Here is a 15815-nt window from a genome sequence, read left to right as displayed (position 1 = left end):
CAAGAAAAGGCGCGCCACATGCGCCCCCCAGTCCGCCGACTCATGGAGGAGACAAAGTTCCATGGCCCTTGCAAGCAACGCGCGGCTACGCCGCCATACCCTCAAGACCCTGATGTGCGCCGCCCTGGCCGCCGCCGGCCTGGCGGCCGGCCCGGCACAGGCGGCCGACGACTGGCCCAGCAAGCCCATCAAGATCATCGTGCCCTACACGCCGGGCGGCTCGACCGACATCGTGACCCGCATCGTGATGGAAAAGCTGGGCCCGCGCCTGAACCAGACCATCGTGGTCGAGAACCGGCCCGGGGCCAACAGCAGCCTGGGCTCGGCCATCGCCGCCAAGGCCGAGCCGGACGGCTATACCTTCCTGTCCATGCTGCCGGCCTACATCATCAATTTCCACCTGTACAAGCTGAACTACGGCCCGGCCGACCTGACGCCCGTGGTGCAGATGGCGGACCTGCCGCTGTTCCTGTTCGTGGCCCAGGACGTGCCGGCCAAGAGCGTGGCGGAGCTGGTGGAGTACGCCCGCAAGAATCCGGACAAGCTCACCTACGCCTCCAGCGGCAACGGCTCCAGCGCGCACCTGACCGGCGCCGATTTCGCGTTGCAGAGCAAGATCACCATGACCCACGTGGCCTACAAGGGCAGCGCCCCCATCCTGGCCGACCTGCTGGCCGGACGCGTGTCCATGGTGTTCGACCCCATCCTGGTGCCGATGCAGTACGTCAAGCAGAACCGCCTGAAGGCGCTGGCCTTCACGGGCAAGGAGCGCTGGCCGACCGAGCCCGGCGTCCCCACCATGGAAGAAGCCGGCCTGCCCGGTTTCGTGACCGGCTCCTGGGCCGGGCTGATGGCGCCCGCCAACACGCCCAAGCCCATCATCGAGCGCATGGCGCGCGAGATCAGCGAGATCGTCAAGGAGCCCGACGTCAGGCAGAAATTCCTGGACGCGGGCTTCCTGCCCGTGGGCGGCACCACCGAGCAGTTCGCGGCCCTGATGAAGAAGGACTCGGAACGCTACGCCGAGATCATCAAGCAGGCGCACATCACCGTGAACTAAAGGCGGCGGGCGCGCCCGCCGCGCCCTGCCCCGACGGGAGTTCTCCATGATCGACAAGTTCTACGACAGCCCCGAGGCGGCGGTCTCGGACATCCATGACGGCGCCACGGTGCTGATCGGCGGCTTCGGCGGAGCCGGCATGCCGACCGAACTGATCCATGCGCTGATCGCGCAGGGCGCGCGCGAGCTGACCGTGGTCAGCAACAACGCCGGCAACCACGAAACCGGCCTGGCCGCGCTGATCAAGGCCGGCCGCGTGCGCAAGGTGATCTGTTCGTTTCCCAAGGCCTCGCATTCCTGGGTCTTCGACGATCTGTACCGCCAGGGCCGCATCGAACTGGAATGCGTGCCGCAGGGCACCATCGCCGAACGCCTGCGCGCGGCCGGCGCCGGCCTGGGCGGCTTCTACACGCCCACAGCCTACGGCACCGAACTGGCGCGCGGCAAGGAGACGCGCATCATCAACGGCCGCGGCCACGTGTTCGAGGAACCGCTGCACGGCGACTTCGCCCTGGTCAAGGCCGACCGCGCCGACCGCTGGGGCAACCTGACCTACAACAAGAGCGCGCGCAACTTCGGGCCGGTGATGTGCATGGCGGCGCGCACCGCCATCGTGCAGGTGCGCGCCAAGGCGGCGCTGGGCGAGCTGCCGCCGGAAGCCGTGGTCACGCCCGGCATCTTCGTCAAGCGCGTGACGCAGGTGGCCGACGCCGCCTTCTCGAGCTGAAGGAGTCCGCATGTTCCAACCCCTGAGCCGCGAGGCCATGGCGCGCCGCCTGGCCCGCGACATTCCCGAAGGCAGCTATGTGAACCTGGGCATCGGCATGCCGGTGCTGGTGGCCGCGCACCTGCCGCCCGGCCGCGAAATCGTGCTGCACAGCGAGAACGGCATCCTGGGCATGGGCCCGCCGCCGGCCGAGGGCGAGGCCGACCTGGACCTGATCAACGCCGGCAAGCAGCCGGTGACGCTGCAGGCCGGCGGCTCGTACTTCCATCACGCGGATTCGTTCGCGATGATGCGCGGCGGCCATCTGGACATCTGCGTCATGGGCGGCATGCAGGTGGCGGCCAACGGCGACCTGGCCAACTGGTCGCTCGGCCGCCCGGGCGAGCCGCCCGCGGTGGGCGGCGCGATGGACCTGGCGGTGGGCGCGCGCAGCGTCTACATCATGATGGAGCACACCACCAAGAGCGGCGAGCCCAAGATCGTCGAACGCTGCACCTATCCGCTGACCGGCGCGGGCGTGGTGGACCGCATCTACACCGACCTCGCGGTCATCGACGTCACGCCCGAGGGGCTGCGGGTCCGGGATATGATCGACGGCATGACCCTGAAAACGCTGCAGGAACGCACCGGCGCGCCGCTGCGCGCAGACTGATGCCGCCCAACCTGCCCCCTCCCGGTTACGCCGCGCCGCTGGCGGCGGAGGATCACCCCGACCTGCTGCGTGGCGATCCGGACTACATGCTGACGCTGGCGCGCGGCCTGCACGTGATCCGCGCCTTCGGCACGCGCCGCCAGCCGCAGACCGCGGCCGAACTGAGCCGCCGCGCCGGCCTGCCCCGCGCCGTGGTGCAGCGCTGCCTGCATACGCTGACCCTGCTGGGCATGGCCGAGCAGCACGGCCGGCTCTATGTGCTTACGCCGCGCATCCTCGGGCTGGGCTATGCCTATTTCTCATCCACGCCCTTCGTCTCGCTGGCCCAGCCGGTGCTGGAGGAACTGAGCGCCACGGTCAACGAAACCTGCGCGCTGGCCATCATGGAAGGCCACGAGATGCTGTACCTCGCGCGCTCCGAGGTCCATCGCCTGCTGGCCACGTCGATGGGGCTGGGCAGCCGGCTGCCGGCCTATTGCACCTCCATCGGCCGCGTGCTGCTGGCGCAATTGCCGCCGCCCGCGCTGGCCCGCTACTTCGCGGCGACCGAACTGCAGCCCTATACCGAATTCACCGTGGTGTCGGAGGACCGGCTGCGCGCCGAACTCGCGCGCATCCGCGAACAGGACTATGCGGTCGTCGACCAGGAACTGGAGCTGAACGTGCGCGCCATCTCGGTGCCCGTGCGCTCGGCCAGCGGCAAGGCCTGCGGCGCGGTCAACGTCAGCGTCAAGGCCGCCAGGGTGCCGCTGCAACGGCTGACCGAGGAGTTCCTGCCGCCGCTGCGCCAGGCGGTGGAGCGGATTGGGGAGTTTCTGGCGGCGTGATGGGTTTCGCGCGTTCGATGTCCGGTTTTTCTTCAGGTTTTCTCGCGCTGCACCCATCCTACGTTCGACCGATTGCATCGAACCGTCGAACGTAGGATGGGTGCAGCGCGAGAGTCCTTGAGCAAGAACTCATATCTCCAACGCGCGAAACCCATCAGGCGGCGCCAGCCGCCCCTGAACCATCACAAATCCGTCGTATCCAGCGTGAACGCCGCGGCCGCGCGCCCGATGCGGTCGTTGACGGCGTGCCAGGCTTCGGTGGCGGGCGGGGCCTGCACGATGATGCGGGCATAGCCCTGTTGGTCCAGGTCGCGCAGCAGGCCGTAGAGGGCCTGGGCGTAGCGCGCCGGGTCGGCGGGCACGGACTGCCATTGCACCCGGGGGTCCAGCGCGGCGGGCGGTTCGCCATAGGCGACGGCGACCACGCGCCCGGCCGGCAGGTCGCGGCCCTGGATCACGTCGCGCAGACGGGCGTCGGAAGCCAGTTCCAGCGCCGTGCGCGGCGCGTAGTGGGCCTTGAGCGTGCCCGAGGCGCGCGGCGCGGCCGCGTCCGGGGCGAACACCTGCACGCCCAGCACGGCTTCGATCTGGGCGGCGCTGATGTGGCCCGGGCGCAGCAGCACGGGGCCGGCGCCGCGGTCCAGGCGCGACAGGTCGAGTATGGTGGATTCGATGCCGACGTCCGAGGCGCCGCCTTCGAGCACCGGCATGCCGGCGGCCACTTCCCCGGGGAATTCGCTGCGCACGTGCTCGGCGCGCGTGGGCGAGACCTGGCCGAACTTGTTGGCCGAGGGCGCGGCCACGCCGCCCTGCCCGTTCGGCTTGCCGGCCGCGAAGGCCGCCAGCAGCGCCTGCGCCACCGGATGCGAGGGGCAGCGGATGCCGATGCTGTCCTGGCCGCCGCTGACGGTGTCGGCGATGTGCGCGGCGCGCTTGAGGATCAGGGTCAGGGGACCGGGCCAGAACGCGTCGATCAGCAGGCGCGCTTCCGGCGGCACTTCGGCCGCCCAATAAGACACGTCGCCTTGCGGCGCGATGTGCACGATGACCGGATGGTTGGACGGGCGGCCCTTGGCCGCGTAGATCCGCGCCACCGCCTGCGCGTTCTCGGCGTCCGCTCCCAGGCCGTAGACGGTCTCGGTGGGAAAGGCGACCAGGCCGCCTTCGAGCAGGCGGCGGGCGGCCAGGGCGATCTCCGCATCGCCGGCGCAGGCAGTGGGCAAGGCGTTCATGGCGTCGCTTATTCCGGAGCCTGCATGCCCAGCGCCGCCGCCACGCGGGCGGCGTCGTCGCGGGCCTGCTGCAAGGTGGGCGCCACGATGTTGATGTGGCCCATCTTGCGGCCGCGGCGCGCTTCGCGCTTGCCGTACAGGTGCAGCTTGGCGGTGGGCACGGCCAGCGCGGCGGCCCAGTCGGGCTCGCGCTGCGTGGTGGCGGTGGCCGACGGATACCAGATGTCGCCCAGGATGTTCAGCATGACCGCGGGCGCCAGCAGGTCGGTGCCGCCCAGCGGCAGGCCGGCCATGGCGCGCGCCTGTTGCTCGAACTGGCTGGTGAGGCAGGCGTCCATGGTGTAGTGGCCGCTGTTGTGCGGGCGCGGCGCGATTTCGTTGACGATCAGGCTGCCGTCCTGGAGCACGAAGAATTCCACGCACAGCACGCCGTGGTAGCCCAGGCCCTGCGCGATGGCCTGCGCCGCCTCGGTGGCGCGGGCCTGGCGTTCGGCATGGGCCGCGTCCTGCTGGACCGGCGCGGCGGTGGAGACCGCCAGGATGCCGTCGCGGTGCACGTTGCGCGCCACCGGAAACACCATGCTGGCGCCGTCGAAGCCGCGCGCCAGGACCACCGAGATTTCGTAGTCCAGCGGCATCAGCGCTTCCAGCACGCAGGCCACGCCGCCGAATTCGGCGAAGGCGGCCAGCGCCTCGTCGCGCGTGGCGATGCGGGCCTGGCCCTTGCCGTCATAGCCCAGCCGGGCCACCTTGAGGATGCCCGGGAACAGGCTGTCCGGCGCGGCGCGCAGATCGGCTTCGCTGCGGATGGCGGCGTGCGGCGCCACGGCGATGCCCTGGGCGGCGATGAAGGTTTTTTCGGCAATGCGGTCCTGCACGATGGCCACGGCGTCGCCGGCCGGGCTGACGCGGCAGCGGGTGGCCAGCGTGCGCAGGCTGTCGGCCGGCACGTTCTCGAATTCGGTGGTCACGGCCTGACAGGTGGCGGCCAGGCGGGCCAGGCCGTCCTCGTCGTCGTAGGCGGCCTGGATGTGCAGGTCGGCGACCATGCCGGCCGGGCACTCGGCGGCGGGGTCCAGCACCGCGACCTTGTAGCCCAGGCTTTGCGCCGCGTGGCAGAACATGCGGCCCAGCTGGCCGCCTCCCAGCAGACCCAGCCAGCCGCCGGGGGCAATCGTGTAAGCAGTGGATAGCGTCATTCTGATCAGGCCTCGGGCGGAACCTTCATGGCGCGCGCGGCCTCGGTCTGGCGGGCGCGGAACGCCACCAGCTGCTGGTGCAGGCCGGCGTCGGTAGCGGCCAGGGTGGCGATGACGTGCAGCGCCGCGTTGGCGGCGCCGGCTTCGCCGATGGCGAAGGTGGCCACCGGCACGCCCTTGGGCATCTGCACGATGGACAGCAGCGAGTCTTCGCCGCGCAGGTACTTGGACGGCACCGGCACGCCGAACACCGGCACTTCGGTCAGCGCCGCCATCATGCCCGGCAGGTGCGCCGCGCCGCCGGCGCCGGCGATGATGCCGCGCAGCCCGCGGGCGTGGGCGGCGGCGCCGTACTCGGCCATGTCCTGGGGCATGCGGTGCGCGGAAATCACGCGCGCCTCGCAGGGCACGCCGAAGTCCTCCAGCATGGCGACCGCGTGTTTCATGACCTCCCAATCGCTGGAAGAACCCATAATCACGCCCACCACGGGGGTGGCCTCTGCGGAAGTCTTGGCTGTCATAACCGGTGTCTGAAAGTTGAGACCGCGGCGCCAGGGCCGCGGCAAGGTCGGAAGGACCGCGGAACCAGGCCGCGAAACCGGCTATTTTACCCGTCCGGGGCGGGACGCTAGCGGGGCGAGCCGGAATCCAGCAACAGATAGGTGGTGGGGTCGTCCGGGCAGGGTCCGAAGCCGCATTCCAGCGTGGTGGCCCCGACGTTGGCCAGCACCGCGATGAAGAACAGGGCCATGACCACGATGCCGATGGCCGGCAGCGGCTTTTTCAGCATGCTGTCGCCCCACTTGCGGTCCACCGACAGCATCACCGCGCAGAACACGATGATGGCCACGAAGGCGATGAAGGCCCAGGTGTAGAAATGCAGGCCCATGAAGGGCTCGCCGTAGCCCGGGTCGCCCGGCATGATGTGCAGCAGCACCTGGCGGCCCGAGGCCAGCATGCCGCCCAGCGCGCCGGCGATGCTCATCGCGTAGTGCATCGGCGACGGGCCCATGCGCAGGTTCAGCAGAAAACCCACGCCGGCCATGACCAGGGCCACGCGCTGCAACAGGCACAGCGGACACGGCAGCTCGCCATAGGCGAACTGCCAGAAGAAGGCCACGCCCAGCACGCCGGTGACGCCCAGCAGGGCCAGGCCGTTCAGGATGCGCGAGCCGCGCGCGGGATTGAGGGAGAAGATCATGCGCCCGCCCTCAGAACGACAGCGCCAGCGGGCTGGTCATGTGGTACTGGCACCAGGCGGCGTAGATCGCGAGGGTGAGCAGCCAGAAGGTCACGCAGGGGCGGCGCTTTCCTAGCATCCCGAACCACACTGCGACCAGGCCGGTCAGGAAAGGCAGCATCATTACCATACGTAGCGCTCCTGTCTGGGTCGCGGTGAAGTATAGCGTAACAATGCGCAATAAATGTTATCGGAATTCAGACCGAATCCGGTCCGTCACTCGGCACGCCCAGGCGGCGCACCACGCGCTCCAGCACCTGGTACAGCAGCTCCACGTCTTCGGCGCCCACCAGGCTCTCGATTTCCGCGTAGGTGGATTCCGAATGCGGCGCGATCTCGGCCACGATCATGCAGCCCGCCTCCGTCAGGCCGAACTCCGCGCCGCGCAGGTCGTCGTTCAGGCGGCTCCTGTGTATCAGTTCCTTGGCCTCCAGCGTCTTCAACAGGCGCGACAGGCTGGGCATGCTGATGAAGGTCATCTGCGCCATTTCCATGGGCCGCAGGCTGCGTCCGGCCGCCGACATGGCGCGCAGCACCCGCCACTGCTGCTCCGTCAGTCCGTGCTCGCGCAGCATGGGGCGAAAGCGCACCATGACCGACTCGCGGGCCTGGAGCAAGGCCATCGGCAGGGAGCGGGAAAACGAGCGCAGGGGTCGGGATGCGGCGGGGGTCTGGGGTTCTGTCATGGCAATGGCGCAAGGGAGCGCCAAATTGTATACAAGCGGACCATGACATGGGCCCGGGCGGCCGGGCGGCGCGATTCCGGTCAATACGCGCCCCCCTGCGGCGCCGGCTGCGCGCGCTTGTAGCGGCCGGCCAGGGCGCTGGTGGCCTGCACCAGCAGGCGGGTATCCAGGCCCACGGCCACGAAGCTGCAGCCCAGGTCCAGGTAATGGCGGGCCTGCGCTTCGTCGGCGGTCAGGATGCCGGCGGCCTTGCCGGCCCGCTGGATGCGCGCGATCGCGTCGCCGATCGCGGCCTGCACCTCGGCATGGCCGGGATCGCCCACGTGGCCCATGGCCGCGGACAGGTCGGCCGGGCCGATGAACACGCCGTCCACGCCGTCGGTCGCGGCAATGGCGTCCAGGTTCCGCAGGCCTTCGAGCGTCTCCACCTGCACCAGCACGCAGACCTGGGCGTTGGCTTCGTGGTAGTAGGCCGCGCGGCGCCCCCAGGCCGACGCGCGCGCGCCGCCCATGCCGCGTATGCCGCCCTGGCCGTCGTTCTGCGGGTAGCGCGCCGCGCGCACGATGCGCGCGGCCTGCTGCGCCGTGTCGACCATGGGCACCAGCAGCGTCTGCGCGCCCACGTCCAGGTACTGCTTGATCAGCATTTCGCCGACCTCGCCGTGCCCCATGGGCACGCGGGCGATGGGATGGACGCCGGGATAGGCGGCGATGGCCTGCAGCTGCGACAGCAGGGTCAGCGTGTCGTTGGGGCCGTGCTCGCCGTCGATCAGCAGCCAGTCGAAACCGGCGCCGGCGCAGATCTCCGCCGAGTACGGGCTGCCCAGGCCCAGCCACAGCCCGATCTGGGCCTGTTTCTGCGCGATGGCCGCCTTGAAGCGGTTGACGGGGGTTTGGGTAGGCGTGGTCATCGTCATGCTTTCATCCTGAAGCGCAGCGCGCCCAGCGGGCCGTAGTCGGCTTCGAACAGGTCGCCGGGCCGGGCGGCCACCGGCCGCGTGAACGATCCCGCCAGCACGAGCTGGCCGGGCTGCAGCGATTCGCCCCAGGGCGCCAGCTTGTTGGCCAGCCAGGCCACGCCGATCGCCGGATGGCCCTGCACGCCGGCGGCCAGGCCGGTTTCCTCCACCGCCCCGTTCTGGCGCAGCACGGCGCCGCACCAGGGCAGGTCCAGCGAGGCCGGCGCGGCGCGGCGCGCGCCGACCACGATGCCGGCATTGGCCGCGTTATCGCTGATGGTGTCGTACACCTTGCGCATCGCCTTGGTGTGGCGGTCGAACTGCTCGATGCGCGCATCGATGATCTCGATGGCCGGCGTCACGTATTCGGTGGCGGCCAGCACGTCGTCCAGCGTCACTTCCTTGCCGCCGGGCAGGCCGGGGCCGGCCAGCGGCGCCTTGAGCACGAAGGCCAGCTCCACTTCCACGCGCGGGGCGATGAAGTTGCCGAACGGAATGTCCAGCACCTGCCCTTCGGTGCAGGTGTAGAGCATGGAGTCCAGCAGCGTGCCGTAATCGGGCTCGTCGATCTGGCTGGCGATCTGCATGGCGCGCGAGGTCAGGCCGATCTTGTGGCCGATGACCTTGCGGCCCGCGGCGGTCTGCATGCGCACCCATTCGCGCGACACGCGGTAGCCGTCCTCGACCGTCATGTCGGGAAAGCGCTTGGAGAAATGTTCGATCTGCTGGCGCGATTTCTGGCTCTGGTCGAGTTCCTGCGCGAGCCGGGTCAGGAGTTCTGCGGAAAACATGGATTATTTCTTCGTGAACAAGGGATGCAGGGTGCTGTGCTTGGCGTCGTAGACCTGGCCCGGCGCTTCGTCGACCTGCACCGTCAGGCCCAGGTGCTTGCGCGGATCGGAGAACAGCGGCGCCAGGTGCTTTCGGGCGCTGCCCGCGATCGCGTCGCCGGCGGCCTGCCTGACGGCGTCGGAGCGGCCCGCGCCCATGCGCAGGTTGACGTAGACGAAACCGTAGTCGCCGTCGCCGCCGGCGGCCCGGCCCGCGGCGCCGCCGTCGGCCACGGCGTAATGCGGCGCCGGATAGGCGTAGACGCGCGTGCCGCCGGTGGGAAAGACCTGGCTGCCGTCTTCGGCGCGCACGGTGAGCATGGCGTCGGCGACGGCCCGGCACAGGCCGCCCATGTCGGCCTGCGCTTCGAGGTTGCCGGTATAGAGGATGACGACGTGAGGCATGGCGTCAGAGCCTCCCCGCCGGCGCGGCGCCGGCCGTGGCCTGCGCCGCGGGAATGGCGGCGCCGTCCTGCGGCGTCACCGGAAAGACCGCGTTGACCTGCCCCGTGCCCGAGGCTGCGAAGTACGGCGTGACGAGGTCGGCCCGGCCGTCGTAGTCCGACCAGCCCAGCGCGCCCAGCAGCATGGCCGTGTCGTGCATGAAGCCTTCGCCGTGGCCCTTGGCCGCGTACTCGGGCAGCATGCCGCAGAAGGCCTTCCATTCGCCGGCCTGCCACATGCGCAGCACTTCGCGGTCCAGCTGTTCCAGGAACGGACTCCAGATCCTGAACGCGAAATCGGGCGCCTGCCCGTTCTGCGCGAAGCGGTGCGAAAGCGAGCCGCTGGCCAGGACGGCCACCGTGCCGTCGTACTTGTCCTCAATGGCGCGCCGGATCGCCCAGCCCAGGCGGGCGCTGTCGTTCAGGTAATGGACCGTGCACATGGCGGAGACCGAGACCACCTTGAACTGCCGGTCCGCGTTCATGTAGCGCATGGGCACCAGCGTTCCGTACTCGGGATCGAGCGTGGTGGCGTCGTGCGCCAGCGTCTCCACGCCGAACGCGTTGGCCGTCTCGGCCAGCAGCTTGCCCAGCGCCGGGTTGCCGGGAAACTCGAAGCCCATGTTGCTGATGAAGTGCGGCAGCTCGTTGCTGGTGTACAGGCCCTTGAAATTCGGCGCGCAGTTGATGTGGTAGCCGGCGTTGACCAGCCAGTGCGTGTCGAACACCACGATGGTGTCGACGCCGGCCTCGCGGCAGCGCCGGCCGATCTCCGTCAGGCCGTCGATGGCGTCCTGGCGCGTGCCCTTGCGCGGGCCGTCCTGTTCGCTCAGATAGATGGATGGAACATGCGTGACCTTGGCTGCGAGTGCTAGCTTACCCATGATGGTTCCCTTGAAAACGATGGCGCGTCAGCCCGTGGTGATGTTGGCGCGCCGTATGATCTCACCGTATTTGCCGATCTCGCTGTGGACGAACTGCTCGAACTGCGCCACCGAGCCGGCCCGCGAGACCACGCCGCTCTTGGCGAAAACCTCCACCACGCCGGGCGCGGCCAGCGCCTTGTTGACTTCGGCGTTGACGCGCTGGACCACGGCGTCGGGCGTGCCCGCCGGCGCCAGCAGGCCCTGCCAGGAGTTGGACTCCAGGTCCACGCCCTGCTCGGCCAGCGTCGGCACGTCGGGCGCGAAGCGCGAACGCTGGCGCGTGGCCATGCCCAGGGCGACCAGCTTGCCGCTTTCGACGTGGCTGCGGAATTCCGACCAGTTGCCGAACATCACGCTGACCTGCCCGCCCAGCAGGTCGGTGAGCGCCGGGCCCTGGCCCTTGTAGGGCACGTGCACCATGTCCACGCCCATCATCTGGCACAGCAGCGCGCCGGCCAGGTGCGCCGAGGTGCCGTTGCCGAACGAGGCGTAGGTCAGCGTGTCGGGCTTGGCCAGCGCCGCCTGCTTGAGGTCGGCCAGGGTCTTCAGGCCGCTGGACGGATGGGTGGCCAGCACGTGCTCGGACAGGCCCATCAGCGCCACGGGCTGCAGATCCTTGTCGGTGTCGTAGGGCAGTTTCTTGACCAGCGTCTTGTTGGCCGTGAAGCTGTTGGCCACGCAGACGAAGGTGTAGCCGTCGGCCGGCTGCTTGGCCACGTAGTCCACGCCGATCACCGTGCCCGCGCCGGGCTTGTTCTCCACGACGACGCTCTGGCCCAGCTGCTTGCCCAGCTCGGCGCCGATCAGGCGCGCCACCATGTCGGTGGTGCCGCCCGGCGGAAACGGCACGACGACGCGCAGGGGCCTGGCCGGCCAGTCGCCGGACTGGGCGCGGCCCGGCCCGGCGGTAGCGGCCAGCGCGGCGGCGGAACAAAGCTGCAGAAAGTGGCGGCGTTGCATGGTTGTCTCCTTTATCGTGCTATCGGGATTTCAGACGCTCACGCGCCCCAGTGCGGAATAGGGTGCGAGCCGGTGGCGACGGCCACGTTCTTCGGTTCACAGAACACTTCGTAGCTCCAGGTGCCGCCTTCGCGGCCGGTGCCCGAGGCCTTGGTGCCGCCGAAAGGCTGGCGCAGGTCGCGCACGTTCTGGCTGTTGACGAAGCACATGCCGGCCTCGATGGCCGCGGCCACGCGGTGCGCACGGCCGACGTTCTCGGTCCAGACATAGCTGGACAGGCCATAGGCGGTGTCGTTGGCGATGCGGATGGCGTCGGCCTCGTCCTTGAACGGAATCAGGCAGGCGACCGGCCCGAAGATCTCGTCCTGGGCGATCTTCATGCGGTTGTCCACGTCGGCGAAGACGGTGGGCGCGACGAAGTTGCCGTGCCTGACGCGGTCGGGCACCGCCGGGGCGTCCAGGCCGCCGCACAGCATGGAGGCGCCCTCTTTCTGCCCGAGTTCGATATAGCTGCGCACCTTGGCCAGGTGGCCGCGGGAAATCATGGGGCCGATGATGGTCTGCTCGTCCAGCGGATCGCCCACGCTCACGCGCCGGGCGCGGGCCACGAACTTCTCGACGAAGCCGGCGTAGACGCCCTGCTGCACCAGGATGCGGCTGCCGGCGGTGCAGCGCTCCCCGTTGTTGGAGAAGATCATGAACACGGCGGCGTCCAGCGCGCGGTCCAGGTCGGCGTCGTCGAAGATCACGAAGGGGCTCTTGCCGCCCAGCTCCATGCTGTATTTCTTCAGGCCGGCGGCCTGCACGATGCGATTGCCCGTGGCGGTCGAGCCGGTGAACGAAATGGCGCGCACGCCCGGATGCACGCACAGCGGCTCGCCCGCTTCCTTGCCGTAGCCGTGGACCACGTTGAGCACGCCGGCCGGGATGCCGGCTTCCAGCGCCAGCTCGCCCAGGCGCGCCGCGGTCAGCGGCGAAAGCTCGCTCATCTTGAGCACCGCGGTATTGCCGAAAGCCAGGCAGGGCGCGACCTTCCAGGTGGACGTCATGAACGGCACGTTCCACGGCGAGATCAGCGCGCACACGCCCACCGGATGGAACAGCGTGTAGTTCAGGTGCGTGGACGTGGGATAGGTGTGGCCGTCCACCCGCGTGCACATCTCGGCGAAGTAATGGAAGTTGTCGGCCGCGCGCGGCACCAGCTGCTTGCCGGTCTGGCTGATCGTCTGGCCGGTGTCGTTGGTCTCGGTCTGCGAGATCTCCGGCACGTGCCGGGTGATCAGCTCGCCCAGCTTGTGCATGAGCCTGGCGCGCTCGGCCGCGGGCCTGGCCGCCCAGGCGGGAAAGGCTTCCTGCGCAGCCCGCACGGCGGCGTCGACTTCGGCCTCGCCGCCGGCGGCGACTTCCGCCAGCACGTCCTGGGTGGCGGGATTGACGGTTTCGAAATAATCCTTGCCGGCAACGATCTTGCCGTTGATCAGGTGATCGATTTTCATGGCTTCTCTTGCGTGATACGGACGATATTCAATCCAGACTGATATTGCGGCTCTTGATGAGCGCGCGCCATTTCTGCCTTTCGTCCGCGACGTAGGCGTTCATGTCCGCGGCGTTGGTGGGACGCGCTTCCCAGCCGGCGTCGTAGAGTTTCTGGCGCACGTCGGCATCGCCCATGGCCTTCTGCAGTTCGGCGCTCAGGCGTTCCTGCACGTCGCGCGGCGTGGCCGCGGGCACGGCCAGGCCCTGCCAGGTATAGGCTTCGACGCCGGCAAAGCCCAGCTCTTTCGCCGTGGGTACGTCGGGAAGCTGCGGGATGCGCTCGGCCGACATGGCCAGCAGCGGCACGACCTTGCCGGATTTCACCGCGCTGACGCCGCTGGGCAGGTCCAGCATCATCAGCGGCACCTGCCCGCCCATCAGGTCGCGCAGCGCCTGGGCGCCGCCCTTGTAGGGCACGTGCAGCACCGATACCTGGGCCTCGCGCTGGAACAGTTCCAGCGCCAGGTGGTGCGGACTGCCGACGCCGGCGGTGGCGATGCCGTACTTGCCCGGCGCGCCCTTGAGCGCGGCCAGCAGGCTCTTGGCGTCGGTAAAGCCGGAATTGGGCGCCGCGGTGATGACCAGCGGCGAGCGGCCCATCATGCCCAGCAGCGCGAAATCCCTTTGCGGCTCGTAGTTGAGCTGCTTGTAGAGCGCGCTGTTGTAGATCAGCACGCCGTTGTCGGCCGACAGCACGGTGTAGCCGTCGCCGGGCGCGCGCGCCACGAATTCCGAGGCGATGATGGCGCCCGCGCCGGGGCGGTTTTCCACCACCACGGGCTGGCCCAGCTGCCGCGACAGCTGCGCGCCGGTGGTGCGCGCCAGGAAGTCGGTGCCGCCGCCCGCGGGGTAGCCCACTACCCAGCGCAGGGGCTGATTGGGATAGTTCTGGGCTGACGCGCCGAAACCGGTCAGCGAGGCGGCCGCGGCCAGCATGGCGGCGGCAAGACGGATATTGCAGCGCATGGCGCTTTCTCCTGGATGTCGTTGCGCAACAAGAAACGATGGAATCAGGCCTCGGCCAAGGTGTTGGTCAGCGTGCCGATGCCGTCGATTTCGGTATCGACCACGTCGCCGGCCTGCACGTTGACCACGCCGTCGGGCGTGCCGGTGAGGATCACGTCGCCGGGCATGAGCGTCATGAACCCGCTCAGGTACTCGATCAGTTCGGGAATGCGGTGGATCATGTCGCCGGTGTTGCCGCTTTGCGTGACCTGGCCGTTGACGCGGGTGCGCAGGCCCAGCGCGTGCGGGTCCGGCACGTCGGCCGCGTCGACCAGCCAGGGACCGATCGCGGTCGAGGCGTCGCGGTTCTTGACCCGCAGATTGGGGCGGTAGTAGTTCTCCAGGTAGTCGCGCACGGCATAGTCGTTGCTCACCGTGTAGTCGGCCACGCAGGCCATCGCGTCGGCGGCGCGCACGCGTTTGGCCTGGCGGCCGATCACCACGGCCAGCTCGCATTCGTAATGCATGAAGGCGGCGTCGCGCGGACGCGGCGTGCGGCCGCGATGGCCGACCAGCGAGTTCGGCCCCTTCAGGAATACCAGCGGCGCGTCCTTGGCCGTGACCGTGAGTTCGCGCGACAGTTCCTTGACGTGGTCGGCGTAGTTCAGGCCCAGCGCGATGATGGTGCCGAATTCGATCGGGGGCAGCCATTGCACGTCGGCCTGGGCCAGCAGGCGGCCGTCGGGCAGCCTGACCGTCCCGCCCTCGCCTTCGGTGACGTCCCAGGTCCGGTTCTCGTAAACAATGCGTCCGCGCTTCATGCCTGCTTCTCCTCTGCCAGGCTGTGGCTCAATTCGCCCAGACGGGGCACGGTGATCGTGACGCGGTCGCCGGCGCGCCCCACGGGCGAGCCTTCGCCGGGGCCGAGCAGCAGCACGTCGCCCTCGGCCAGGGTCATGAATTCGGTCACGTCGGCGATCAGCTGCGCGGCGGGACGCAGCAGCGTGGCGAAGCTGCGCTCGTAGGCCTGCTGGCCGTTGACGCGCACGCCCAGCGCGGCCTGGTCGAGATCGAAGCCGGGCTGGCCCTGGAGCACCTCGCTCATGGGGCAGAAGCCGTCGCGGTTGCGCTGCACGACGGCGGGACGGTAGTAGTTCTCGTGCGGCAGGGTCAGGTCGCTGACGATCACCAGGCCGGCCACGTGGCTCATGGCCTGGGCCGCCGGTACCTGCCTGGCGGGCCGCCCGATCACCAGGCCGATGGTCGCGTCGATGCGCACCACGCCCGGATCGGCGGGGATCTCCACCACGGCGCCGTCGGCGGCGTAAGTGTTGCGCGACTTGATGTAGAGCACCGGCGCCTTGGGCGCGGCCTTGTAGGGCGCGCCGTCGAACTGGGGCGCCAGGCGTTCGAGGGTGGCGCGGTCGTTGAGCAATGCCCCGTAGACGGTGCCGTCGCGCCGGATGGAGTGCGGAGTCTGCATGATCGGGATCTAATTAACGAGGTAACAATTACCATGTTAACTAAAATCCCGATAACGCAAACTCAGGATTACCCCTAGGCGAAAAAAAAGCCGCTCGTGGCGAGCGGCTT

19 protein-coding genes are annotated in these 15815 nt (G+C 69.2%); 4 read left to right on the top strand and 15 right to left on the bottom strand.

Translation table 11 applies throughout. From position 1 onward, the window contains the following. Positions 1–61: 61 nt before the first annotated feature. From AC1M14_RS06335 to AC1M14_RS06320, 4 genes are read left to right on the top strand one after another with little or no spacing between them, the layout of a single operon-like run. A complete protein-coding gene (locus AC1M14_RS06335; RefSeq protein WP_209165799.1) occupies positions 62–1060 on the top strand; it encodes a tripartite tricarboxylate transporter substrate binding protein in 999 nt (332 codons plus the stop codon). Between the two features lie 46 nt (positions 1061–1106). Beyond that, positions 1107–1787 (top strand): 3-oxoacid CoA-transferase subunit A, encoded by a 681-nt coding sequence (locus tag AC1M14_RS06330; RefSeq protein ID WP_102773624.1) that lies wholly within the window; start codon positions 1107–1109, stop codon positions 1785–1787. A 10-nt stretch (positions 1788–1797) separates the two neighbouring features. After that, entirely contained in the window at positions 1798–2439 is a 642-nt protein-coding gene (locus AC1M14_RS06325; RefSeq protein ID WP_479731224.1) for a 3-oxoacid CoA-transferase subunit B, read from the top strand. Further along, positions 2439–3266, top strand: a complete 828-nt coding sequence (locus tag AC1M14_RS06320; protein ID WP_102773626.1) for an IclR family transcriptional regulator domain-containing protein — start codon at positions 2439–2441, stop codon at positions 3264–3266. The genes AC1M14_RS06325 and AC1M14_RS06320 overlap by 1 nt, the downstream gene beginning before the upstream one ends. Positions 3267–3448: 182 nt before the next feature. On the opposite strand, the gene AC1M14_RS06315 is transcribed toward AC1M14_RS06320, so the two are convergent. The 15 genes from AC1M14_RS06315 to AC1M14_RS06245 form a co-directional block, all read right to left on the bottom strand. Next, complete coding sequence (locus AC1M14_RS06315; RefSeq protein ID WP_102773627.1) at positions 3449–4498, bottom strand: L-threonylcarbamoyladenylate synthase; 1050 nt, start codon at positions 4496–4498, stop codon at positions 3449–3451. Between the two features lie 8 nt (positions 4499–4506). Continuing rightward, the gene (locus AC1M14_RS06310) at positions 4507–5697 is read right to left on the bottom strand and encodes a 5-(carboxyamino)imidazole ribonucleotide synthase (protein ID WP_111825626.1); all 1191 of its coding nucleotides are present in this window, start codon (positions 5695–5697) and stop codon (positions 4507–4509) included. Positions 5698–5702: 5 nt separating this feature from the next. Beyond that, the gene (purE, locus tag AC1M14_RS06305) at positions 5703–6218 is read right to left on the bottom strand and encodes a 5-(carboxyamino)imidazole ribonucleotide mutase (protein WP_479731223.1); all 516 of its coding nucleotides are present in this window, start codon (positions 6216–6218) and stop codon (positions 5703–5705) included. A gap of 107 nt (positions 6219–6325) precedes the next feature. Beyond that, positions 6326–6898, bottom strand: a complete 573-nt coding sequence (locus tag AC1M14_RS06300; RefSeq protein WP_102773629.1) for a disulfide bond formation protein B — start codon at positions 6896–6898, stop codon at positions 6326–6328. Positions 6899–6908: 10 nt separating this feature from the next. Next, complete coding sequence (locus tag AC1M14_RS06295) at positions 6909–7067, bottom strand: DUF5993 family protein (RefSeq protein ID WP_219929589.1); 159 nt, start codon at positions 7065–7067, stop codon at positions 6909–6911. A gap of 67 nt (positions 7068–7134) precedes the next feature. Beyond that, entirely contained in the window at positions 7135–7560 is a 426-nt protein-coding gene (gene hpaR / locus AC1M14_RS06290; protein WP_479731222.1) for a homoprotocatechuate degradation operon regulator HpaR, read from the bottom strand. Between the two features lie 143 nt (positions 7561–7703). Beyond that, positions 7704–8540, bottom strand: a complete 837-nt coding sequence (locus AC1M14_RS06285; RefSeq protein WP_479731221.1) for an aldolase/citrate lyase family protein — start codon at positions 8538–8540, stop codon at positions 7704–7706. Continuing rightward, the gene (hpaH, locus tag AC1M14_RS06280) at positions 8537–9373 is read right to left on the bottom strand and encodes a 2-oxo-hept-4-ene-1,7-dioate hydratase (protein WP_102773632.1); all 837 of its coding nucleotides are present in this window, start codon (positions 9371–9373) and stop codon (positions 8537–8539) included. Before hpaH ends, AC1M14_RS06285 begins: the two co-directional genes overlap by 4 nt. A gap of 3 nt (positions 9374–9376) precedes the next feature. Further along, the gene (locus AC1M14_RS06275; protein ID WP_111825631.1) at positions 9377–9817 is read right to left on the bottom strand and encodes a 5-carboxymethyl-2-hydroxymuconate Delta-isomerase; all 441 of its coding nucleotides are present in this window, start codon (positions 9815–9817) and stop codon (positions 9377–9379) included. A 4-nt stretch (positions 9818–9821) separates the two neighbouring features. Further along, complete coding sequence (hpaD, locus tag AC1M14_RS06270) at positions 9822–10739, bottom strand: 3,4-dihydroxyphenylacetate 2,3-dioxygenase (RefSeq protein ID WP_102773634.1); 918 nt, start codon at positions 10737–10739, stop codon at positions 9822–9824. Between the two features lie 27 nt (positions 10740–10766). Then, the gene (locus AC1M14_RS06265) at positions 10767–11741 is read right to left on the bottom strand and encodes a tripartite tricarboxylate transporter substrate binding protein (protein ID WP_102773635.1); all 975 of its coding nucleotides are present in this window, start codon (positions 11739–11741) and stop codon (positions 10767–10769) included. A 38-nt stretch (positions 11742–11779) separates the two neighbouring features. Then, positions 11780–13237, bottom strand: a complete 1458-nt coding sequence (gene hpaE / locus AC1M14_RS06260) for a 5-carboxymethyl-2-hydroxymuconate semialdehyde dehydrogenase (RefSeq protein WP_111825632.1) — start codon at positions 13235–13237, stop codon at positions 11780–11782. A 28-nt stretch (positions 13238–13265) separates the two neighbouring features. Beyond that, a complete protein-coding gene (locus AC1M14_RS06255) occupies positions 13266–14243 on the bottom strand; it encodes a Bug family tripartite tricarboxylate transporter substrate binding protein (RefSeq protein WP_102773637.1) in 978 nt (325 codons plus the stop codon). A 44-nt stretch (positions 14244–14287) separates the two neighbouring features. Beyond that, on the bottom strand, positions 14288–15043 hold the full coding sequence (locus tag AC1M14_RS06250; RefSeq protein ID WP_479731220.1) for a fumarylacetoacetate hydrolase family protein: 756 nt from the start codon (positions 15041–15043) through the stop codon (positions 14288–14290). Continuing rightward, on the bottom strand, positions 15040–15705 hold the full coding sequence (locus tag AC1M14_RS06245; RefSeq protein WP_102773639.1) for a fumarylacetoacetate hydrolase family protein: 666 nt from the start codon (positions 15703–15705) through the stop codon (positions 15040–15042). Before AC1M14_RS06245 ends, AC1M14_RS06250 begins: the two co-directional genes overlap by 4 nt. Between the last annotated feature and the right edge of the window lie 110 nt (positions 15706–15815).

The organism is Achromobacter sp. SX5, assembly GCF_056711425.1.
Note: the sequence above shows the minus strand (reverse complement) of the source record. Positions and strands in the feature narration are given on the sequence as shown.